Annotated in this window: 20 protein-coding genes and 1 pseudogene; 8 read left to right on the top strand and 13 right to left on the bottom strand. The window is 59.8% G+C overall.

Translation table 11 applies throughout. The features are described 5' to 3' along the window. The first annotated feature begins 104 nt into the window (after positions 1-104). Positions 105-1382 carry an acetyl-CoA C-acetyltransferase gene (locus CYD26_RS19855; protein WP_102053409.1) on the top strand — a complete coding sequence of 426 codons (1278 nt, stop codon included), beginning with the start codon at positions 105-107 and terminating at the stop codon, positions 1380-1382. Here CYD26_RS19855 and CYD26_RS19850 read toward each other — a convergent pair. Further along, on the bottom strand, positions 1369-2388 hold the full coding sequence (locus CYD26_RS19850) for a bile acid:sodium symporter family protein (RefSeq protein ID WP_102053408.1): 1020 nt from the start codon (positions 2386-2388) through the stop codon (positions 1369-1371). The genes CYD26_RS19855 and CYD26_RS19850 overlap by 14 nt on opposite strands. Positions 2389-2473: 85 nt before the next feature. Here CYD26_RS19850 and CYD26_RS19845 point away from each other — a divergent pair, with 85 nt between their 5' ends. Continuing rightward, complete coding sequence (locus tag CYD26_RS19845; protein ID WP_102053407.1) at positions 2474-3262, top strand: helix-turn-helix transcriptional regulator; 789 nt, start codon at positions 2474-2476, stop codon at positions 3260-3262. 21 nt (positions 3263-3283) lie between these two features. Here CYD26_RS19845 and CYD26_RS26020 read toward each other — a convergent pair whose 3' ends face one another. Both CYD26_RS26020 and CYD26_RS26015 read right to left on the bottom strand, forming a co-directional pair. Beyond that, positions 3284-4012 carry a methyl-accepting chemotaxis protein gene (locus CYD26_RS26020; protein WP_371917250.1) on the bottom strand — a complete coding sequence of 243 codons (729 nt, stop codon included), beginning with the start codon at positions 4010-4012 and terminating at the stop codon, positions 3284-3286. Between the two features lie 129 nt (positions 4013-4141). Then, a pseudogene (locus CYD26_RS26015) lies at positions 4142-5032 on the bottom strand (cache domain-containing protein); the annotation flags it as partial. Between the two features lie 419 nt (positions 5033-5451). Here CYD26_RS26015 and CYD26_RS19835 point away from each other — a divergent pair. Continuing rightward, a complete protein-coding gene (locus tag CYD26_RS19835) occupies positions 5452-6333 on the top strand; it encodes a PA4780 family RIO1-like protein kinase (RefSeq protein WP_102053406.1) in 882 nt (293 codons plus the stop codon). A gap of 7 nt (positions 6334-6340) precedes the next feature. Here the strand turns inward: CYD26_RS19835 and cueR are convergent, their stop codons facing one another. The 3 genes from cueR to CYD26_RS19820 are packed head-to-tail and all read right to left on the bottom strand — an operon-like array spanning position 6341 to position 9583. Beyond that, positions 6341-6742 carry a Cu(I)-responsive transcriptional regulator gene (gene cueR, locus CYD26_RS19830; protein ID WP_102053405.1) on the bottom strand — a complete coding sequence of 134 codons (402 nt, stop codon included), beginning with the start codon at positions 6740-6742 and terminating at the stop codon, positions 6341-6343. Then, entirely contained in the window at positions 6739-9141 is a 2403-nt protein-coding gene (locus tag CYD26_RS19825; RefSeq protein ID WP_065761622.1) for a heavy metal translocating P-type ATPase, read from the bottom strand. Before CYD26_RS19825 ends, cueR begins: the two co-directional genes overlap by 4 nt. Before the next feature lie 55 nt (positions 9142-9196). Then, a complete protein-coding gene (locus tag CYD26_RS19820) occupies positions 9197-9583 on the bottom strand; it encodes a hypothetical protein (RefSeq protein ID WP_065761623.1) in 387 nt (128 codons plus the stop codon). Positions 9584-9731: 148 nt separating this feature from the next. Between CYD26_RS19820 and CYD26_RS19815 the strand changes: the two genes are divergently transcribed. Both CYD26_RS19815 and CYD26_RS19810 read left to right on the top strand, forming a co-directional pair. Continuing rightward, positions 9732-9929: a heavy-metal-associated domain-containing protein gene (locus CYD26_RS19815; RefSeq protein WP_065761624.1), complete on the top strand. Its 198-nt coding sequence runs from the start codon at positions 9732-9734 to the stop codon at positions 9927-9929. Positions 9930-10049: 120 nt separating this feature from the next. Then, complete coding sequence (locus CYD26_RS19810; RefSeq protein WP_102053404.1) at positions 10050-11231, top strand: multidrug effflux MFS transporter; 1182 nt, start codon at positions 10050-10052, stop codon at positions 11229-11231. Here CYD26_RS19810 and CYD26_RS25255 read toward each other — a convergent pair. Then, positions 11215-11379: a hypothetical protein gene (locus CYD26_RS25255; RefSeq protein ID WP_178081725.1), complete on the bottom strand. Its 165-nt coding sequence runs from the start codon at positions 11377-11379 to the stop codon at positions 11215-11217. The genes CYD26_RS19810 and CYD26_RS25255 overlap by 17 nt on opposite strands. 723 nt (positions 11380-12102) lie before the next feature. On the opposite strand from CYD26_RS25255, the gene CYD26_RS19805 reads away from it, so the two are divergent. Continuing rightward, positions 12103-12828: a helix-turn-helix transcriptional regulator gene (locus CYD26_RS19805; protein WP_102053403.1), complete on the top strand. Its 726-nt coding sequence runs from the start codon at positions 12103-12105 to the stop codon at positions 12826-12828. Between the two features lie 69 nt (positions 12829-12897). Here the strand turns inward: CYD26_RS19805 and CYD26_RS19800 are convergent, their stop codons facing one another. From CYD26_RS19800 to CYD26_RS19775, 6 genes are all read right to left on the bottom strand, one after another. Then, positions 12898-13851 (bottom strand): adenosine deaminase, encoded by a 954-nt coding sequence (locus CYD26_RS19800; protein ID WP_099773462.1) that lies wholly within the window; start codon positions 13849-13851, stop codon positions 12898-12900. 133 nt (positions 13852-13984) lie between these two features. Further along, positions 13985-15340, bottom strand: coding sequence for an 8-oxoguanine deaminase (locus CYD26_RS19795; protein ID WP_102053402.1), 1356 nt, complete (start codon positions 15338-15340; stop codon positions 13985-13987). 120 nt (positions 15341-15460) lie between these two features. Further along, positions 15461-16147 carry an SDR family oxidoreductase gene (locus tag CYD26_RS19790; RefSeq protein WP_102053401.1) on the bottom strand — a complete coding sequence of 229 codons (687 nt, stop codon included), beginning with the start codon at positions 16145-16147 and terminating at the stop codon, positions 15461-15463. Positions 16148-16646: 499 nt separating this feature from the next. Continuing rightward, positions 16647-17231 carry a YigZ family protein gene (locus CYD26_RS19785; RefSeq protein ID WP_102053400.1) on the bottom strand — a complete coding sequence of 195 codons (585 nt, stop codon included), beginning with the start codon at positions 17229-17231 and terminating at the stop codon, positions 16647-16649. Positions 17232-17240: 9 nt separating this feature from the next. Then, complete coding sequence (locus CYD26_RS19780) at positions 17241-17903, bottom strand: TetR/AcrR family transcriptional regulator (protein ID WP_099773466.1); 663 nt, start codon at positions 17901-17903, stop codon at positions 17241-17243. Between the two features lie 134 nt (positions 17904-18037). Further along, positions 18038-18955: a LysR family transcriptional regulator gene (locus CYD26_RS19775; RefSeq protein ID WP_065761677.1), complete on the bottom strand. Its 918-nt coding sequence runs from the start codon at positions 18953-18955 to the stop codon at positions 18038-18040. Between the two features lie 114 nt (positions 18956-19069). Here CYD26_RS19775 and CYD26_RS19770 point away from each other — a divergent pair, with 114 nt between their 5' ends. Beyond that, entirely contained in the window at positions 19070-20416 is a 1347-nt protein-coding gene (locus CYD26_RS19770; protein ID WP_065761678.1) for an aspartate aminotransferase family protein, read from the top strand. Between the two features lie 70 nt (positions 20417-20486). After that, a complete protein-coding gene (locus CYD26_RS19765) occupies positions 20487-21980 on the top strand; it encodes a CoA-acylating methylmalonate-semialdehyde dehydrogenase (RefSeq protein ID WP_102053399.1) in 1494 nt (497 codons plus the stop codon). Positions 21981-22294: the final 314 nt, after the last annotated feature.

Genomic DNA, 22294 nt, shown 5'->3' with positions numbered 1-22294 from the left:
GAGATCAGCCTCAAAGTGTGGACCATGTTTTGCCGTTGGTCGCTTGAAGGTGGAAAAAACACCTACGCTGTATCGAGTCTGCCCTCAACACAAGGAGGTTGTGCATGCGTTCTTTGCGCCGGGTCGCAATAATCGGTGGTAACCGAATCCCCTTTGCTCGCGCGAATGGCCCTTATGCCAAGGCCAGCAACCAGGACATGCTCACTGCGGCCCTGGAGGGGCTGATCGAGCGCTTCAGCCTGCACGGCGTGCGCCTGGGCGAGGTGGCCGCTGGCGCGGTGCTCAAGCATTCACGGGATTTCAACCTGGCCCGCGAATGTGTCCTCGGCTCGCGGTTGTCAGCGCAAACGCCGGCCTATGATGTGCAGCAAGCGTGTGGCACTGGGCTGGAAGCGGCGTTGCTGGTCGCCAACAAGATCGCTCTGGGGCAGATCGAATGCGGGGTTGCCGGGGGTGTTGATACCACTTCGGATGCGCCAATTGCGGTGAGCGAAGGCTTGCGTCGGATCCTGTTGCAGGCCAATCGGGCGAAAGGTACGGGTGAAAAGCTCAAGGCACTGTTGCAACTGCGCTTCCGGCACCTGAAGCCCGAATTGCCGCGTAATGGCGAGCCTCGCACAGGCCTGTCGATGGGCCAGCACTGCGAGTTGATGGCGCGTACCTGGCAGATTGAGCGTCTGGCTCAGGACGAACTGGCCTTGCGCAGCCATCAGAACCTGGCGGCGTCTTTTGCCGAGGGCTGGCACGATGACCTGCTGACACCTTTCCTGGGTTTGAACCGCGACCAGAACCTGCGCCCCGACCTTACTCTGGACACGCTTGCTGCACTCAAACCGGTGTTCGATCGAAGCAGCCAAGGTAGCCTCACGGCAGGTAACTCGACGCCGTTGACCGATGGTGCCTCGGTGGTCTTGCTGGGGAGTGAAGCCTGGGCGCAGGAGCGTGGTTTGCCGGTGATGGCCTGGCTGGTCGACGGCGAGAGCGCGGCGGTGGATTTTGTCCGGGGCCAGGAGGGGCTGTTGATGGCCCCGGCCTATGCGGTGCCACGGCTGCTGGCGCGCAATGGCCTGAGCCTGCAGGACTTCGACTACTACGAAATCCATGAGGCGTTTGCCGCGCAGGTGTTATGCACGCTCAAGGCCTGGGAAGACCCTGTTTACTGCCGCGACCGCCTTGGCCTAGAGGCGCCGCTGGGCCGCATCGACCGCAGCAAGCTCAACGTCAAGGGCAGTTCGTTGGCGGCCGGGCATCCGTTTGCCGCGACCGGTGGGCGCATCCTGGCCAATATGGCCAAGCTGTTGGCACATGCTGGCAAAGGCCGCGGGCTGATTTCTATCTGTGCAGCCGGCGGCCAGGGCGTGACGGCGATTATTGAGCGCTGAGGGCGGCGCTGCTGTCGATGCGAGTTGTACGGTTGGCGTACTGCTCGGCCATGACTGAGCAGACGATCAATTGCAGCGGGTGGTAGATCATGATCGGCAGCAGGATCAGCCCAAGCCCGGGGTGAGCGCCGAAGATCAGTGCAGCCATGGGCGCGCCGGCGGCCAGGGACTTCTTGCTGGCGCAGAACACTGCGGCGATTTCGTCCGCCGGGCTGAAGTTCAAGGCGCGGGCACTTCGAGTGGTCAGCCATAGCACCAGCGCCAGCAACAGTGCACTGCCGAGCAGGGCCATAGCGATCACTGCGGTGCCCTGTTGTTGCCACATTCCCGAAACCATCGAGTTGCAGAACGCGGCATAGACCAGCAGCAGGATCACCAGTTTGTCCAGCACGGCGGTGTAGCGCTTGTAACGGGCGAAGAGGTATCCGAGCCAGGGCCGCAGCAGTTGCCCAAGCAGCAGCGGCAGCAGGAGCATGGCGCACAGGTCGAGCAAGGTTGAGCCAAGATCGATGCCGTCACTGCCGCTGCCAACCACCAGGCTGACCAACCAAGGGGTGATGAAGATACCCAGCACGCTGGACAGGCTGGCGTTGAGAATCGCAGCGGGTACGTTGCCCTTGGCGCTACCGGTGAGCGCCACCGAGGACGAGATGGTTGAGGGCAGGGCGCACAGGTAGAGGAAGCCCAGCATCAGCAGGGCCGGTACCTGGGTACCCAGTAATGTCTTGCCGACCAGCCAGAGCAGGGGAAAGACCACGAAGGTAAAGCCTTGCACCATCAGGTGCAGGCGCCAGTTTTTCAGGCCGTGACGAATCTGTTCGCTGGACAGGTTGACCCCGTGCAGGAAAAACACCAGGAACACGCCGATGTTGGTCACGTACTCGGCATGCAGGGCACCACCGCTGCTTCCAAAACGAGGGAACAGCCAGGCGAGCAGGGTGGCGATGAACATGCCGCAGAGGAACCAGTCGGTTACCACGCGCTTGAGGTGTTTGAACGCTTGCATGGGGAGGCCTGTGGATATTTTGTAATTGGCGATGACAGAGGCTAACCTGCGAGGTCTCTACCGTCTTGCGATACCAGGTCAATCGATGCCGCGTAACGGACAACCTTCAGGCCCTCGCCCGATTCCCACGCTGGAGCGCCTGCCCCGGCCGCTGTATGCGCGAGCCGAAAGTCTCAGCGCTGGATCCTGGACCTCGCGGCATCAACATGATTGGGTGCAGTTCTCCTATGCGATCAGCGGTGTGCTTGGGGTCTATACCGCTGAAGGTAGTTACTTTGCACCGCCACAGTGGGGCATCTGGATTCCTGCGGGGGTCGAGCATGAAGTGGTGTCGTCGATGCGTGCCGAGATGCGCAGTGTTTATGTGCGACGCGAGGATGCGCAGTGGGCGCCGGACGGCTGTCGGGTGCTGGCCGTCACGCCGCTGGCCCGTGAGTTGATCAAGCAGTTTTGCCAGTTGCCGGTGGAGTACCCCGAAGGCAACAGCCCCGAGGCGCGCCTGGTGCAGGTATTGCTTGACCAGTTGCAGGGGCTGGCGGAGGTGGGCTTTTCCTTGCCGTTGCCACAGCATCCGCGCTTACGTGAACTATGCGACAGCCTGCTTGAACAGCCAACACAGTCCGACACCCTTGGCCAGTGGGCGGAGCAGTTGAACATGTCGGAGAAAACCCTGACTCGCCTGTTCCAGCGCGAGACAGGTTTGAGCTTTCGAGGCTGGCGCCAGCGGATGCGCCTACTGTCCTCGCTCAGCGTGCTTGAACAGGGCGCAGGGGTAACGGAGGCTGCGCTGGGGTGTGGTTATGACTCAACCTCTGCCTACATCGCAGCGTTCAAGCGCTTGTTTGGTTTTACCCCGGGGAGCCTGGGCCTGTAGCCGGCCCCCCAAGGCAGGACATCAGGTACGGAAACGGCGCACCAGCGAATCCAGTTCGTTGGACAACCCGGCCAGGCTTTCGGAGTCATGCCGCGCTGCGCTAGCCAGTTCGGCTACCAGTTGCGCGTCACCATGGATCTGGCTGATGTGCCGGTTGATGTCCTCGGCGACCTGATGCTGCTCTTCGGCTGCAGTGGCGATCTGGGTGTTCATGTCACGAATGACGTCCACCGACTCGCGGATCTGCCCGAAGCTGGTGCGTGCCATGCCAATACGGCTGACCGATTGTTGCGACACTTCCAGGCTGGCGTGCATTTGTTGCGCAACCTGGCTGGTGCGTTGCGCCAGATTCCCCAGCAAGCCATCGATTTCGGCTGTGGAGTCGGCCGTGCGTTTGGCCAGGGCGCGTACTTCGTCGGCCACCACGGCGAACCCTCGACCCTGCTCACCGGCGCGTGCGGCCTCAATGGCGGCGTTGAGCGCCAGCAGGTTGGTCTGTTCGGCGATGGAGCGGATGGTGCCGAGAATCGACTGGATGTCGTTGCTGTCGCGCTCCAGTTGTTGCATCGATTGCGCTGACTGCTCGATTTCCTGGCTCAGGCGATCAACGCTCTGAACGGCTGCGTCGATCTGCTGCTGGCCTTCCCGGGCCTGCTGTTGGCCGCTGTCGGCCGATTCGGCGGCCTGGCTGCAGGAGCGCGCGACTTCGTTGGCGGTGGCAACCATTTCATGGAACGCCGTGGACACCATATCCACCGCTTCACGCTGGCGCCCGGCGGCTTCGACCATGTCGCCGGAGACGCGGGTCGAGTTGCTGGAGGTGGCGAGGATCTTTCCGGCAGCCTGGCCGATATGCTGGATGAGGCTGCGGATGGCCGCGAGGAACTGGTTGAACCAGTTGGCCAGTTGAGCGGTTTCGTCACGACCCCGTACTTCGAGGTTGCGGGTCAGGTCACCTTCTCCCTGGGCAATGCCTTCCAGGCCCAGGCTGACACTGTTGATCGGGCGCACGATCAAGCGCGCGAAGGTCGCCCCGACAACGGCGAAGACGGCGGCCAGCACCAAGGCAATGGCCGCGATCAACCAGGTCAGTTGCGTGGCCGCGCCCATGACTTCGTCCTGACGGACCAGGCCGATAAAGCTCCAGCCCAGTTGTTCGGACGGCCAGACGTTGGCCATGTAGCGCACGCCATCAAGCTCGACTTCTACCAGTCCTTTCTCGACCTTGGCCAGTTGCGCATAGCCTTCGCCCAGAGAGCCCAGCATCTTGAAGTTGTGCTCGGGCTGATGTGGGTCGACCAGCACGTTGCCGTTGCGTTCAAGCAGCATCAGGTAGCCACTTTCACCCAGCTTGATCTGCTTGACCAACTCGGTCAGCTGTTTGATCGAAACATCGACGCTGACCACTCCACCGGGCGAACCCAATGAGTTCGACACGGTGCGTACGGTGCTGAGCAGTACCGCGTCATCAGGTGCCCAGTAGTAAGCAGCAGTGCGCAGTGTTTTGCCTGGGTTAGCCATCGCGGTCTGGTACCAGGGGCGTTGGCGCGGATCATAGTTGGCCAGTTTCGGATCATCTGGCCAGGAGGCGTAACCGCCGTCTTTGACGCCGTAGGAAACATAGGCGTAAGCGGGATGACTGGCGGCCATGCGAGTGAAGAAGTCGACCAGGCGCTTGTCCTGTTCGCCTTGGGCGATACTGGCTGCATCGGCACTGATGTACTGTTTCAATCCCGCGCCGGTGCCAGTGAACAGAGGCTGTGCGGCCATGTAGTCGATGTTCTGGCTGATGCCTTCAAAAAACAGCTGCATGGCATTGGCGACTTGGCGAATCTCGCGGTTGCTGCCGTCGATGAAGGATTCACGAGCGTCCGTGCGCAGGTTCAACACCACCAGCGTGGCGACCACTAGAATGGGCAGGCTGGCAATGACGGCAAAGGCCCAGGTCAATTTCTGTTTGATGTTCATCCGCGCTCCGAATCATTCTTATTAAACACATGAACCCTCTAAAGAGTGGATCGGCAGGGTGCAGAGGAAATAAAGTGTCGTAGAAGAAAACCCCCGTGTTTATTGGCAAAACAGCCGAATCTGACTTTTTGCCGGCGTTTTACTCATAAAAAGAATGGCGGGTCGCGCGGTTTGCCGTTACAAACCCCTATACGCCTCACAAGGAGCCAGAATCAAAGCTGATGAAGACGCCAAAACGGATTGAACCGCTCGTGGAAGACGGGTTGGTCGACGAAGTGTTGCGCCCCCTGATGAGTGGCAAGGAGGCAGCGGTCTACGTGGTACGCTGCGGTCAGCACCTGCGCTGCGCCAAGGTCTACAAAGAGGCTAACAAGCGCAGTTTCCGTCAGGCCGCCGAGTACCAGGAAGGTCGTAAAGTACGCAACAGCCGCCAGGCACGTGCCATGGCCAAGGGCTCGAAGTATGGACGCAAGGAGGCTGAAGAGGCCTGGCAGAACGCCGAAGTAGCCGCGCTGTTCCGCTTGGCGAACGCAGGCGTTCGGGTTCCCAAGCCCTATGACTTTCTCGACGGTGTTCTGCTGATGGAGCTGGTCGTCGACGAACATGGCGACGCCGCGCCGCGCCTCAATGATGTGGAGCTTGAGCCCGAGCAGGCCCTGGAGTACCACGCATTTGTCATTCGCCAGATCGTATTGATGCTCTGCGCCGGGTTGGTGCATGGCGACCTGTCGGAGTTCAACGTGCTGCTGGGGCCAGAGGGGCCGGTGATTATCGACCTGCCACAGGCGGTGGATGCCGCGGGCAACAACCATGCGTTCAGCATGCTTGAGCGCGATGTTGGCAACATGGCCAGCTACTTTGGGCGCTTTGCGCCCGAGCTCAAGGCAACCCGATACGCTAAGGAAATGTGGGCGCTGTATCAGGCGGGTGAACTGCTGCCGGAGACCGAGCTGAGCGGGCAGTTTGCCGAAACCGAGCACAGTGCCAATGTGGCCGATGTGATGCGTGAAATCGATGCCGCGCGCGCCGACGAAGCCCGTCGTCGCGCAGCCCTTGCACAGGAGGGCGTGGAGGCCGAGCCTACCCCGCCCTGGATGCAGTAAGCCAGGGTTAGTGGCAGCAACCGCCGGCAGCCAGGTCCTTGAGGATCGGGCAGTCCGGCCGGTCGTCGCCCTGGCAGTGGGCGACCAGTTCATTCAGGGTGTCACGTAGGCTGACCAGTTCGTCAATACGGCGATTGAGGTCGGCAATGTGTTCATTGGCCAGTGCCTTCACATCGGCACTGGCGCGCTGGCGGTCTTGCCAGAGTGTGAGCAGCCGAGCGACTTCCTCAAGCGAGAAACCCAGGTCGCGTGAGCGCTTGATGAAGGCCAGGCTGTGCAGGTCTTCCGGTTGGTAGAGGCGATAGCCGCTGTCGCTGCGCAGGGCCGGCTTGAGCAGGCCAATCGACTCGTAGTAACGGATCATCTTGGCGCTGAGGCCCGTGTGGCGGGCGGCTTGACCAATGTTCATGGGGCGTCGTCCTGTTGTCGGATCTCGGGTTTCCAGGTTTTAAGCCACAGTGCGTTGCTGACCACACTGACACTGGACAGGGCCATGGCAGCACCCGCCAGCACCGGGTTGAGCAGGCCGAAAGCGGCCAACGGAATCCCGATCATGTTGTAGATAAAGGCCCAGAACAGGTTCTGGCGGATCTTGGCGTAGGTCTTGCGGCTGATCTCCAGGGCCGCTGGCACCAGGCGCGGATCACCGCGCATCAGGGTAATACCGGCGGCCTGCATGGCAACGTCAGTACCTCCGCCCATGGCAATGCCGATGTCCGCCGCCGCCAAGGCAGGAGCGTCGTTGATACCGTCGCCGACCATGGCCACGGTGCCTGAGCGTTTAAGTGCCAGAACGGTGGCGGCTTTGTCTGCCGGCAACACTTCGGCATGCACATCTTCGATGCCCAGCGCCAGGGCCACCACGCGCGCGCTGCCACGGTTGTCGCCGGTTAGCAGGTGGCTGCTGATGCCTTGCTCACTGAGCTGTTGAACCGCTTGCAGTGCGCCAGGCTTGAGGCTGTCACCAAAGGCCAGCAAGCCCAGCACGCGCGCCTGCGGGGCGCGCTCGATCAGCCAGGAAAGGGTACGACCTTCCGCTTCCCATTCCTGTGCAGCCTTGGCCAGATCGCCCGGTTGCAAGCCACTTTCATCAAGCAGCCGGCGGTTACCCAGCGCCAGTTCGCGTCCATCCAGGCTACCGGCGATGCCGCGTCCGGTGAGGGATTGGCTGGCGCTGATGGGCGGCACTTCCAGGTGCTGTTCATCACAGGCGTCGAGAACGGCCTTGGCCAATGGGTGTTCGCTGCCACGCTGCAGCGCACCGGCCAGTTGCAACAACTGCGCCTGATCGCCGACCACCGCCTGGCTGTGGACAATGCGCGGGCTACCGGAGGTCAAGGTACCGGTCTTGTCGAAGACCACGCGATTGACCGCATGGGCACGTTCCAGCGCTTCGGCGTCCTTGATCAGGATGCCGTGACGAGCCGCCACGCCGGTACCGGCCATGATGGCTGTTGGTGTCGCCAGGCCCAGCGCACAGGGGCAGGCGATGACCAGAACCGCGACGGCGTTGAGCAGTGCAGTTTCCATGGGGGCGCCGACCAGCCACCAACCCGCGAGTGTCGCCAGGGCCAGCAGGAGCACCACGGGCACGAATACCTGGCTGACGCGGTCGACCAGTTTCTGGATCGGCGCCTTGGCCGCCTGAGCGTCTTCGACCAAGCGGATGATGCGGGCCAACACGGTTTCGGTGCCCAGCGCCAGGGTACGCACCAGCAAGCGGCCTTCCCCGTTGATCGCGCCGCCGGTTACACGGTCGCCCGGTTGCTTGGGCACGGGCAGGCTCTCGCCACTGATCAAGGCTTCATCGGCATGGCTTTGCCCTTCGATTACCTCGCCATCCACCGGGAAGCGTTCGCCCGGCTTGACCATTACCAGGTCATTCAAGCGCAAGGCGCTGATCGGCACATCGCGCTCCTGGCCATCGATCACCTGCAACGCACGTTCAGGGCGCAGTGCCTCCAGGGCGCGGATGGCGCTGGCCGTCTGGCGTTTGGCGCGGCTCTCCAGGTACTTGCCGAGCAGTACCAAAGCGATCACCACCGCTGAGGCTTCAAAGTACAGGTGGGACATGCTTCCGGAGCTGGTGCGCGCCCACTCATAGAGGCTCAGGCCGTAACCGGCGCTGGTACCCAGCGCGACCAGCAGGTCCATATTGCCTGCCCCGGCCCGCACGGCCTTCCAGGCGGCGACATAGAAGCGTGCCCCCAGGATGAACTGAACCGGCGTGGCCAGGGCGAACTGCAGCCAGGCCGGCAGCATCCAGTGAATACCGAAGGGCTGCAGCAGCATTGGCAGTACCAGCGGCAGGGCCAAGGCAATCGCCAGGCCTACCGCCCAACGCTCCTTGTGCAAGCGGCGCTCGGCGACGTCCTGGTCGGCCTTGCCGGTGAGCGGCAGGGTGGCAGTGTAACCGGCGCGTTCGACTGCGCCAGTCAACAGCGCGGTATCAATCGTGCCGAGAACCTCGACATGGGCGCGCTCGTTGGCCAAGTTGACGCTAACGCGGTGAACCCCGGGCACTTTGGCCAGTGCGCGTTCGACCCGACCGACGCAGGACGCGCAGGTCATCCCGCTGATCTGCAGCTCAAGGCTTTGAGTGGGCACGCTGTAGCCGGCATCCGTGACGGCTTCAAGCAATGCCGGCAGGCTCTGCGGCGGTGCGGTGACGCGTGCCTGCTCAGTGGCAAGGTTGACACTGACCTGTTCGGTGCCAGCGACCTTGCGCAATGCTCGCTCGACGCGACCTGCGCAGCTGGCGCAGGTCATGCCAGCGATTGGCAGGTCGAAGGTGGTAGATTCGGGCATGGGGGCGTTCCTCCTTGGGCGTGCCTCCAGCTTCAACCTTCCCACGCGGGGAAGGTCAATAGCCCAGGCTTGCCTTTTTCAGGTAGAGGCCATTTTGATCCACCGCTATTCGGTACTTATTGATCTGCCCGGCCTGCAGGTTCAATTGGGTGCTGCGTTGATTCTCGATACCCGGCAGGCAGCCGGGGGCTTGTCCTGGTAACAAGCGCATGCGCACTGCTACCGGGCCTGCTGGCAGGTTGAACGAAGTCGATTGTTCCTGGAACAGCCGGCCCGCCAGATGATCGTTGAGGTACAGACCTATCTCGCAGGTCGTCGCCACTTCCAGGCGTTCCCGGGAAATGATCAGCACGCTATAGTCCGAGGGGCCTTCGGCACTGGCCTGGGGGGCGAGGCCGAACATACCCAGCAGGCCGAAAAGGCCCAATGCTGCCCTGCGCATGAGTTGAATCTCCTGAATCATGAATCGTCAGGAGCGCAGCTTGGCCGAGGCGGGCGCCGATTTCCAGCCCGGCAGCAGATCGAGGAACTTGACCTTGCCACGGTGGCAAGCTTGAGACTGCATCAAAACCTGAACGGAGGCACTCCCGATGCATGTATTCAATGTCCAAGGCATGACCTGCGGCCACTGCGTCAAAGCGGTTACCCACGCGGTGCAAAACCAGGATCCGACGGCGGTGGTTGAAGTCGATCTGGGTCAGAAACAGGTGCGTGTGCAAAGCACCCTGACACCTTCGAAAATTATCGAACTGATCCATGAAGAAGGTTATCAGGCCGAGGTGGCCTGATAACCTGAAAGGGCGGACGCAGGTTCGCTCTTTTTTTTTACAGCAATGGCCAACAGCTCATCTGTAATGGATCCCGTACGGTTAGACTAGCGAACTTGCTTAGCCTGCTACGGATTTCCGATGAACCTGCGAACCGTTTTGATTCTTGGTGCCTTGAGTGCCTTCGGCCCCCTGGCAATTGATTTCTATTTGCCGGGCTTTCCGGCCATGGCGCAGGCGTTCGCCACCGATGAGAAGCACATTCAGGCGACGTTGGCCGCCTACTTTCTTGGCCTGTCCCTGGGGCAGTTGGCCTACGGGCCGGTGGCCGATCGTTTCGGGCGTCGTATTCCGCTGTTGATCGGCCTTGTGCTGTTTACCGTTGCCTCGCTGGCCTGTGCGTTCGCACCGACACTGGAGGCGCTGATTGTGGCGCGTTTTGTTCAGGCGTTGGGCGGTTGTGCCGGGATGGTCTTATCGCGAGCGATTGTCAGTGATACGTGCGATGCCGTTGGCTCGGCCAAGGTCTTTTCCCAGTTGATGCTGGTCATGGGCCTTGCGCCGATTCTGGCGCCGATGTTTGGTGGGGTTCTGGTCAGTTTGCACGGCTGGCAGTCGATTTTCCTGGTGCTGACGGTGTTCAGTGCCTTATGCACCTTGGCGGTGTTACTCGGTTTGCCCGAGAGCCTGCCTGCGCATCAGCCGCGCCAGCCCTTGTCTGGTGCGTTGCGCCAGTATGGGCGTTTGCTCAACGACCGTGTCTTTCTTGGGCATGCCCTGACCGGCGGCGTCGCCATCGCGGGCATGTTTGCCTACATCGCAGGTTCGCCGTTCGTGTTCATCAAACTGTACGGTGTGCCTGCCGAGCACTACGGCTGGTTGTTCGGCACCAATGCCGCCGGGTTCATCCTGATGGCGCAAGTGAATGCGCGGTTGTTGGCCAGGCGCGGTCCAGCTGTACTGTTGTCGCGGGCGGTATGGGCATACGTGACGGCCGGGCTGGTTCTACTGGCGCTCAGCGCCCTGCATCCGGCCGCCTTGTGGCCGTTGTTGATACCGTTGTTCATAGGCATTGCCAGCCTGGGCGCGATTGTGCCGAATGCCTCGGCCTGTGCCATGAATGGTCAGGGCGCGCGGGCTGGGAGTGCTTCGGCATTACTGGGGTGCCTGCAGTTCAGTGTGGCGGCAGGTGCTGCGGCGTTGGTCAGCGCACTGGATGATGGCAGCGCCATACCGATGGCACTGGTGATCAGCTTGTGCGGCGTGATGGCCGTTGTGTTCTCTCAGGTCACACGCTGGCTGATGCTCAGCCGACCCGCTTGAGTGGATGCGGTGCCTGTAGGCGGGCTTGCAGCGTGGTGACGAAGGCCCGTGCTTCGGCTTCGCTGCGAAAGCTCACCACGTGCTGGTCGAGTTGCACTTGCCATGGGCTTCCGGATTTTGTAGCGACTGCTTTGACAACGATGTTCATCGCACCGACTCCACTTGGCAAGTAACAGGTGACATCAGTTTAGCGTTGGTGCACAGGGGGCGACATGACCTGGGTCATCAGGCTGACTGGCGGTCATGCCTATAGCTCGGAAACCTTCCAGCACATGCGTGCCTTTGGCCTGACCTCTTTTCCGCAAGGTATGAGCGCAACGCCGCTCAGTAAGCCATTGCCGTTGTCACAGGGCTCATGCAATGAGTGTTGCCGACAATTACCGGAGGCACGAGTGTTAGTTTCGTATAGGACGTCACTCCGCCCATCTTACAATTACAGACTATTTATCTGCGGGTTTAATGTACTCACTGCGTAGGCTTTGTTACGTCAGTGAAAGAACATAATTATTAAATGAAACGCTACGAGACATGGTTTTCGTGGCGTGAAGGATAGAGGGGTGAAAAGGCCGCTTATATCAACCGGCATTAATTTTGTTCAAGGTTGAGCGAAGCACAGAGTATTGCCGGCATAGCCTCGGGTTTAAGTGATTTTTGTTTCCATGCGCAGGCTTATACTGGCGTTGTCATCGTTTAACAGCGTGAGATGCTTCCATGGCAGGGAACGAACTGCGGGCCTCCCATCATTTGATTTCATCGATCTAGTAGTTGTCTGCGAAACAGTCGGCTCTCTGCGCTCACGGGAGCGGAGCATCGCTGTTGATAGTGTCCTGATCAATTGGCAAAGAGTGACTTTTTCTCGGGGAGTGAAGAGATGAAATCTGTTTCGAGTATAAGCAAAGTTGCAACCTTGCTGGCTGACCCAAAACGTAGCGCCATGCTCTGGGCGTTGATTGATGGGATGGCTCGGCCTTCGGAGGAACTGGCCGTAATGGCCGGGCTGACGCCCTCCTCGGCGTGCGCACATCTGGCCAGGTTGTCGGCCAGTGGCTTGTTGAAGCTGGAGGCGCGTGGACGTAAACGTTACTTCAAACTCGCAACGCCAGAGGTTGGGGCAGCCGTTGAGGCGCTGGCCAGTGTTCAGGTTCTCGGGCTTGAGGTGAAAGGCAGTGCTGCCGAAAAAGGCAACCCCAGCATTCCCTTGTCGATGCGTCGGGCACGTTTGTGTGGCGATCACCTGGGAGGCGAGTTGGCGGCCGATCTCTATCAGCGGTTACTTGACTGCGGGTGGTTGGAGTTGGTCGAGCAGCAGCTTGAAGTGACTCAGGAGGGGCGTGTGGAGTTTGCCCGTCTGGGCATTTACATTGAAGCGTTGGCTCAACGACAGCGCAAGATGGGCGTCCCGTGCAATTGTTGCAGTGAATGGAGTGAGCGGCGTCCGCATCTGGGCGGGGCGTTGGGAAGCAGCGTATTAAAACTGATTATCCAGTCTGGTTGGGTTCGCGTGAATGATGATTCACGCGCCTTGCATGTCACCTCAGCCGGTATGCACAAGATTCGTCAGATGGCTCAACCCGTCGTGGCCAAGGTGGCTGGCTGAAGGCCGTTATCCGTTAGTGTCGCGCGCTAGTTTGGGGTAGTGGCTGGACAGCCACTACCCCATCTGGGCTCAGGCCTTGATCAGACGTGCATCCAGGCTGTTCTGCGCCAGGCGACGGGCCTGGTCTTGGGTCATGCCCAGGTGGGTGTACAGGGCATGGAAGTTTTCCGTGACGTAGCCACCGAAGTAGGCCGGGTCGTCGGAGTTGACCGTGACCTTCACACCGCGCTCGAGCATGTCGAGAATGTTGTGATGGCTCATATGGTCGAACACGCAGAGTTTGGTGTTGGACAGTGGGCAGACGGTCAGTGGAATTTGCTCATCGATGATGCGTTGCATCAATCGCTCGTCCTCGATGGCCCGAACCCCGTGGTCGATACGCTGGATTTTCAGCAAATCCAGTGCCTCCCAAATGTATTCCGGTGGGCCTTCTTCGCCAGCGTGGGCAACGGTCAGGAAGCCCTCGCTGCGGGCACGGTCGAATACCCGCTGGAACTTGCTGGGTGGGTGGCCGAGCTCCGAGCTGTCCAGGCCAACGGCAATGAATGCATCGCGAAAGGGCAGCGCCTGATCCAGCGTTTTCTGGGCTTCTTCCTCGCTCAGGTGACGCAGGAAACTGAGGATCAGGCCGCTGCTGATACCCAATTGCTTGCGGCCATCTTCCAGTGCGCGGCCAATGCCTCTGAGCACCACTTCAAAAGGAATGCCGCGGTCGGTGTGGGTCTGAGGGTCGAAGAACGGCTCGGTATGAATCACGTTCTGCGCCTTGCAGCGTTGCAGGTAGGCCCAGGTCAGGTCGTAGAAGTCCTGCTCGGTGCGCAGTACATCGGCGCCTTGGTAATAGAGGTCGAGAAACTCCTGCAGGTTGTTGAACGCGTAGGCCGCGCGCAGGGCTTCGACATCGTTCCAGGGCAGGGCAATCTTGTTGCGTTCGGCCAGGGCGAACAGCAACTCGGGCTCCAGCGATCCCTCCAGGTGCAGGTGCAATTCTGCTTTGGGCAGCGCGTTAAGCCAGTCGTACATAATCGTTTCTCTTCAGGTACAGATGCCGTCATTCTAGCGTGCCTGCACACTGCTAGGATGAGTGATCACGACAGTAATCCCATCGATGGCGCTGTATATGCCATCGATGAGAGCGTGCATTGGCTTCAGTTGCTTAGCCTGCCATCAACGCCGCTGCAGCCTGGCGATGGTTGGCGATGAGTGCTTTGAGGTCCAGGCCGTCGATGTGCCCATCGATGACACGCCAGCGGCCACCGACCATCACTCGATCAGCGCGGTCTGCGCCGCACAGCAGCAGGGCTGAGAGCGGATCGTGGCTGCCTGAGAAGCGCAGTTCGTCGAGTTTGAACAGGGCCAGGTCGGCCTGTTTACCCGGCGCCAGTTCGCCGATGTCGTTGCGCCCGAGCAATTGTGCAGAGCCTCGGGTTGCCCAGCCCAGTACCCGTTCCGGCGTAATGGCTTGCGCACCATAGCGCAGGCGTTGCAGGTACAGGGCCTGGCGAGTTTCCAGCATCATGTTGGAGGCATCGTTGGACGCAGAGCCATCCACACCCAGCCCGACCGGCGCACCGGCATTGCTAAGGTCCATGGTCGGGCAGATACCCGAAGCCAGGCGCATGTTGGAACTCGGGCAATGGCAGATGCCCGTGCCGGCTTTGCCGAGGCGGGCGATTTCATCGGGGTTGAAATGAATGCCGTGGGCCAGCCAGGTGCGTGGCCCAAGCCAGCCGACACTGTCCAGGTAGTCGACGGTGCGCAGGCCGAAGCGTTGCAGGCAGAAGTCTTCTTCGTCCAGGGTTTCTGCCAGGTGTGTATGCAGGCGTACATCCAGTTCTTCCGCCAGGCTGGCGCTGGCCTGCATGATTTCGCGGGTGACCGAGAAGGGCGAGCAAGGGGCCAGGGCAATCTGGATCTGCGCGCCGTCGCCGCGCTCATGGTAGTTGTGGATAAGTCGCTGGCTGTCCGCAAGGATCACTTCGCCCTGTTGCACAGTTTGCTGCGGCGGCAGCCCCCCATCGGCTTCGCCCAGGCTCATCGAGCCGCGTGTGAGCATCGCACGCATGCCCAGTTCCCGCACGCTTTCGACTTGCACATCGATGGCCTCTTCCAGGCCCTCGGGAAACAGGTAGTGGTGATCGGCTGCCGTTGTGCAGCCCGACAATAACAGTTCAGCCAGTGCAACCTGGGTGGCCACTTTAAGCCGCTCGGGGGTCAGACGAGCCCAGACCGGGTAGAGCGTCTTGAGCCAGGGGAACAGTGGCTGGTTGACCACCGGCGCCCATGCGCGGGTGAGGGTCTGGTAGAAGTGATGATGGGTGTTGATCAGCCCGGGCAGCAGCACGTGCTCGCGGGCATCGAAGATCTGATCGCAGGGGGCGGCGGGAGATTGTCCCAAGCCAAGAACTTCGTGGATACGGCCATTTTCGATCACCAGGCCGCCGCGGGCGTCAAGGGTGTTGGCGGTGAAGATGGCGAGGGGGTTTTTCAACCAGATACGGGTCGCAGGCATGGTGCCGGCTCCTCTGAAAGTGGGTTCAGGTTAGCCAGCTCAGTGTTGCCCTGTCTGCTGATCCAGGTCCGCCATGGAGGCGAGACCTGGAGTCTACTGTTTCAGCGGTGGTGATTCAATTCACCAGATCAGGGGCTCGCCTTTGTAGTTGATGAAATACAGGCCACCCCGGCCGCTGTTTGCCTTGACCTGTTCAACCATGCCACGGGTGCTGGTGGCGACATCAATTTCGGCACCTTCACCGCCCATGTCGGTCTTGACCCAACCCGGGTGCATGGCCAATACGGTCAGACCGGGGATTTCCAGGGGGCCGTAGAAACTGTTGATCATGGAGTTCAGCGCGGCCTTGCTGGCTTTGTACAAGGCCAGTTCTGGCGCATCGGGAATGCTGATACTGCCTAGGATTGAGCTCATGAAGGCGATCACGCCCCCGTCTGTCTTTACCTGATGGGCAAAGCGCTGGGCGACACGAATGGGCGCTACAGCGTTGGTCATGAACAGTTGACCGACCTCATCGAGGTTCGCGTGCTCAGCGTTCTGGTTGTCCGGGCCCTTGACGCCGGCGTTGATGAACAACAGGTCGAAGGTCTGCCCCTTGAGGCGCTGTTGAAGCGCGTCAAGTTGGGCGCTGCTGTTCATCTCCAGTGTCTCGACCTGAACATTCGACACTGCGTTCAGCGCAGCGGCTTTTTGCGGGTCGCGGACGGTGGCCACGACGTTCCAGCCTTCTTCGTTCAGACGCTGCACCAGGCCAAGGCCCAGGCCGCGTGATGCGCCAATGATCAATGCGTTTTTCTGGGTGCTCATGCGTAGGGTTCCTTTCAAGGAGGCGCACGGCATTGCCGCTCACACTGCAGGGTTGAGGGCATTTACCAATGCATGTGCCGAGGCTCATTTGGGAGTGGCCTTGAAGCATACTCCAGCCTTCAGCCAAGGTGCAGTTCGGTCGCGATGACGCGGCGGGGCGCCTTCGTCATGACGTTGCACTGAGTGTCAGGATTGTTCAAAAAACAACCAGCTTGCCACAGGCGTGACCGTTCAAGCGCTTGGCTAAGGCGTACACGGTTTATCCACAGGTTGCTCCACAGTATCTGTGTGCAAGGCGAAAACAGAGGTATAAGCGTCAGTGGGCAGTCTTCGATTGGCTATAAATCAACCTAAGCGTCTGATTTTCGGGCAATTGAAGCGCTGTCATCAAATATTGATCAAAATATGATCGTTTGCTTGCAGGCCACGTTTTAAAAGGGCTGTAGAGGAATGCTCAGAGCTTATCCACAGCCAGGCCCACAGTGGATGTGGGCAACTGTCAGGTACGTTCCAACAGGATCCGGCCGCGGCTGAGGTCCGCCAATTGGCGCTGGAGAGGCTCGATGTGCGCTTCGCCAAGGGCAATCTGCACGTCGACGCCATTGGCGGTGAATTTCTCATCCAGCACCAGGCCGTCGACTTCTGCGACGCGTAGTTTGAGCAGTGCCAGTTCGCTGAACGTGCAACTGCAGCGCAGGCCGACTCGGCTGACCAGGCGTCTTTTATCGGCCTGCTGCAGGCACTTGTTGGCGCCACCACCGTAAGCCCGTGCCAAGCCTCCAGTACCTAATTGAATACCGCCGTACCAGCGGATCACCAGCACAACGACCTGGTCGCAGTCCTGGGCTTCAATGGCGGCGAGAATTGGCCGGCCTGCGGTACCACCAGGCTCGCCATCGTCGCTGCTACGGTACTGCTGACCGATTTTCCAGGCCCAGCAGTTATGGGTTGCAGCCAGATCACTGTGTCGCTCAATGAATTGTTGAGCTTCAGTTGGGCTACTGATCGGGCCTGCGAGGGTAATGAAGCGGCTTTTACGGATTTCTTCGCGAAACTCGCAGGTGTCCAACAGAGTTGAAGGCATAAACGATGTTCAATTGGGAGGTGTCAGGCCACAGCCTTTGAGGATGATGTGGATAAGGTTGTTGCTGGCTTCTTCCATGTCCTGCTTGGTCAGGCGGCTACGGCCGGTGACCTGGCAGATCTGGGTCGCGAAGTCTGCGTAGTGCTGGGTACTGCCCCATAACAGGAAGATCAAATGTACTGGATCGACGGGGTCCATCTTGCCAGCGTCGATCCAGCTCTGGAAGACCGCTGCCCGCCCCTGGAACCAGGTGCGATAGTCCTGGTTGAAGTACTCGCTCAGGCACTGGCCGCCACTGATGATCTCCATGGCGAAGATGCGTGAGGCTTGTGGGTTGCGCCGCGAAAACTCGATCTTGGTGCGAATATAGTTGCTCAGCGCAACAGCGGGATCGTCATCGCTGTTCAGGGTGTTGAAGGTGCTGTCCCATAGTTCGAGGATGTTGCTCAGCACCGCAACGTAAAGCCCCAGCTTGTTGGTGAAGTAGTAGTGCAGGTTGGCCTTGGGCAGCCCGGCGTTCTGCGCAATGGTGTTCATGCTGGTGCCTTTGAAGCCATGGCGGGCGAACTCGTCTTCGGCGGCCTTGAGAATAGCTTGCTCGTTCTTTTGGCGTATGCGACCAGCAGGTTTGCCGGAGGCTGTCAGGCGATGCGCAGGGACTTCCAGGGTCATGGGGCGTTTCCGGAAAATACGAAGTAAATGCAGAGCAACAGATAACCCAGTCACGGCTATCAGGCAAGCATCTACCCGCTAAAAAACGCAATCTTCGTGTTTTTTTGGGTGTTTGGTACTGCTGTGCCAGCCTCTTAGCGGGTCGCGGCAAGGCTTTCCAGAAAGCTCTCCAGTACCAGGTGTGGTCGGCGGCCTTTACGGGTTACCCAGGACAACCCCAAATCATAAAAGCGTTCGCTGGCTTTGAGGGCTCGCAATCGTCCCTGTTGTACCCAGGAACTGGCGTAATGGTCTGGCAGATAACCGATGTAGCGCCCAGTCAGGATCAGAAAGGCCATGCCCTCGCGGTCCGAGGCACTGGCGGTGCAGTTGAGCACTTGATAGTGAGCCTGAATGTCGGCGGGCAAGCGAAACGTCGGTGCAATGGCGTCCTGGGTGTTCAGGCGTTCGTCGTCGAGCTGGCGATCGTCGACGTAGAACAATGGATGCCCCACGGCGCAGTAGAGCAGTGAGCGCTCGCTGTACAGTGGCTCGTACTCCAGCCCGGAGAGCGGGCTGGTTTGTGGTACCACGCCAACATGCAGGCTGCCGTCCAGCACACCTTGCTCGACCTGACTGGGTGCAATCATGCGGATCTGGATACGCACGTCGGGGCCACGATCCTTGAGTTGTGCCAAGGCATGGGTGATCCGCATGTGTGGAAGGGTGACCAGGTTGTCGGTCAGGCCGATGTTCAACTCGCCTCGCAGGTGCTGGTGCAGACCGTTGACTTCGGTGCGAAAACTTTCAAGTGCGCTGAGCAACTGAAGCGCAGATTGATAGACCTCGCGGCCTTCCTCGGTCAGCGAGAAACCGGCACGGCCCCGCTGGCACAAGCGCAAGCCAAGGCGTTGCTCCAGGTCGCTCATCTGCTGGCTGATTGCCGATCGACCAATGCCCAGTACGTTCTCGGCAGCCGAAAAGCCGCCGCACTCCACCACGCTGCGGTAGATCTTCAGCAAGCGAATATCGAAATCACTGACCTGGGCAAGGGGCTCCGGGCGACGGCTCATAGTTTAGTGCTCGGTTATCTAAAGATTAGAAAAGTAGGCTTTTTCAGACTTTATAGCCATGACAACTTAGCTGCAACAACACACATCACCCAATCGCCTTGCGAGGTTTGTCCGATGAACATGCCTGAACACGCACCGAACGGTCTGGCCAGCCAGCTCAAGCTGGATGCGCACTGGATGCCGTATACCGCCAACCGTAACTTCCAGCGTGATCCGCGCCTGATCGTCGCCGCTGAAGGCAGTTATCTGACCGATGACAAGGGCCGCAAGATCTACGACGCACTGTCGGGCTTGTGGACCTGTGGTGCGGGCCATACCCGCAAGGAAATCCAGGAAGCCGTGTCGCGTCAGTTGGGTGTCCTCGACTATTCGCCAGCCTTCCAGTTTGGTCATCCGCTGTCGTTCCAATTGGCCGAGAAGATCACCGATCTGACCCCGGGCAATCTTAACCACGTCTTTTATACCAACTCGGGCTCTGAGTGCGCCGACACCGCTGTGAAGATGGTGCGTGCCTACTGGCGCCTGAAGGGGCAGGCAACCAAGACCAAGCTGATCGGTCGTGCCCGTGGCTATCACGGCGTGAACATTGCCGGTACCAGCCTTGGCGGGGTGAATGGCAACCGCAAGATGTTCGGCCAGTTGCTGGACGTCGATCACCTGCCTCACACCGTGCTGGCCAGCAACGCCTTTACCAAGGGTATGCCTGAAGAAGGCGGTATCGCCCTGGCCGATGAGATGCTCAAGCTGATCGAGCTGCATGACGCCTCGAACATTGCTGCGCTGATCGTTGAGCCGCTGGCGGGTTCGGCAGGCGTATTGCCGCCACCGAAGGGCTACCTGAAGCGTTTGCGCGAGATCTGTGACCAGCACAACATTTTGCTGATCTTCGATGAAGTGATTACCGGTTTTGGTCGCATGGGGGCGAACTTTGGCGCTGAGGCCTTTGGTGTTACGCCAGACCTGATGTGTATCGCCAAGCAGGTCACAAACGGCGCCATTCCGATGGGGGCCGTGATTGCCAGTACTGAGATCTACCAGACCTTCATGAACCAGCCGACTCCCGAGTATGCAGTGGAGTTCCCCCATGGCTATACCTACTCGGCGCACCCAGTTGCCTGCGCGGCAGGTATTGCGGCCTTGGACCTGTTGCAGAAAGAAGGCCTGGTTCAGGCTGCCGCTGAGCTGGCACCGCACTTCGAGAGCGTGCTGCACGGCGTGAAGGGTGCGAAGAACATCGTTGATATTCGTAACTACGGCTTGGCGGGTGCGATCCAGATTGCTGCGCGTGACGGCGATGCCATCGTTCGCCCTTATGAAGCAGCGATGAAACTGTGGAAAGCCGGTTTCTACGTCCGCTTCGGCGGTGACACCCTGCAGTTCGGACCAACCTTCAACGCTAAGCCGCAGGAGCTGGACCGTCTGTTCGATGCAGTCGGCGAAGCGCTGAACCAGGTCGACTGAGCCCTTCTATATATAAGTAGCAGGCGCGGGCAGCCCCGCGCCTGGACTAGCACCCTCTCTGGAGTTCTGCATGAGCATTGTTCAACATTTGATCAACGGCGACCTGGTGTCTGGCGGCGAACGTACCGCCGAGGTCTTTAACCCGTCCACTGGCCAGGTTATCCACAAGGTAGCGTTGGCCAGCAAGGAAACGGTCCAACAGGCTATCGATGCCGCCAAGGCAGCGTTTCCGGCCTGGCGCAATACACCCGCGGCTAAACGCGCTCAGATAATGTTCCGCTTCAAGCAACTTCTGGAAAAGAACGAAGCGCGTATCTCCCAGTTGATCAGCGAAGAGCACGGCAAGACCCTGGAAGACGCCGCTGGTGAACTGAAGCGGGGTATCGAGAACGTTGAGTTTGCCTGTGCCGCACCCGAAGTACTGAAGGGTGAGTACAGCCGCAATGTCGGCCCGAACATTGACGCCTGGTCCGACTTCCAGCCGCTGGGTGTGGTTGCCGGCATCACTCCGTTCAACTTCCCAGCCATGGTTCCACTGTGGATGTACCCACTGGCCATCGTTTGTGGCAACTGCTTCATCCTCAAACCGTCTGAGCGTGACCCAAGCTCGACGTTACTGATTGCTCAACTGTTGCAAGAGGCTGGCCTGCCTGACGGTGTGCTCAACGTGGTGCACGGCGACAAGGTTGCCGTGGATGCCCTGATTGAAGCACCTGAAGTCAAAGCACTGAGCTTTGTAGGTTCTACGCCAATCGCGGAGTACATCTATAAAGAAGGCGCTGCCCGTGGCAAGCGCGTACAAGCGCTGGGTGGTGCGAAGAACCACGCAGTACTGATGCCGGATGCCGACCTGGATAACGCGGTCAGCGCACTGATGGGTGCCGCTTACGGTTCCTGTGGCGAGCGTTGCATGGCGATCTCGGTTGCCGTATGTGTCGGTGACCAGGTCGCTGATGCATTGGTGGCCAAGCTGGTGCCACAGATCAAGGCGCTGAAAATCGGTGCAGGCACTTCCTGTGGTCTGGACATGGGGCCGTTGGTTACCGGGCAGCATCGCGACAAGGTGGCAGGCTATGTGGAAGACGGTCTCAAGGCCGGTGCCGAACTGGTTGTTGATGGTCGCGGCCTGAGTGTCGCCGGTCATGAGGAAGGCTTCTTCCTGGGGGGCTGCCTGTTTGACCGCGTGACGCCAGAGATGCGCATCTATAAAGAAGAGATCTTCGGGCCAGTGCTGTGCGTCGTACGGGTTAAAAGCCTGGAGGAAGCAATGCAGCTCATCAACGAGCACGAGTACGGCAATGGCACATGTATCTTCACCCGCGACGGTGAGGCCGCTCGCTTGTTCTGCGACGAAATTGAAGTGGGTATGGTCGGTGTCAACGTGCCGCTGCCGGTACCGGTGGCTTACCACAGCTTTGGTGGCTGGAAGCGTTCGCTGTTCGGTGACCTGCATGCATATGGCCCGGATGGGGTGCGTTTCTACACCCGCCGCAAGGCAATCACTCAGCGCTGGCCACAACGCGCCAGCCATGAGGCTTCGCAGTTCGCATTCCCAAGCCTGTAAGTGCGGCTAGAAAGAGAGGGGAGGCCGTAAGGCCTCCCCTCTCTTGTTATGGCCTATTTGGGCGTGATACATAGAAATGTTACAGATAGTCCTTGACGTGCTGCTTTATATCTCTATAATTCGCCCCACTTCCGGCGCAGTCGAAACGGAAAACTCCTTGTTAATCAATGAGTTAGATGTTTAGTGATGGTGCTGGAAGTGCTTCGGTCGAATAGATCGGCAGCGGTGAAAAAGGTAGTTGACAGCGAGTTGAAACGCTGTAGAATTCGCCTCCCGCTAACGAGAGATCGAAGCGAGTCAAGTGGTTGAAGTTG

Source organism: Pseudomonas sp. FFUP_PS_473 (assembly GCF_002858665.1).
In the GTDB taxonomy this organism is placed as follows: domain Bacteria; phylum Pseudomonadota; class Gammaproteobacteria; order Pseudomonadales; family Pseudomonadaceae; genus Aquipseudomonas; species Aquipseudomonas defluvii.
The sequence above is the reverse complement of the archived record's forward strand: the minus strand, read 5'-3'. Positions and strand labels throughout refer to the sequence as shown.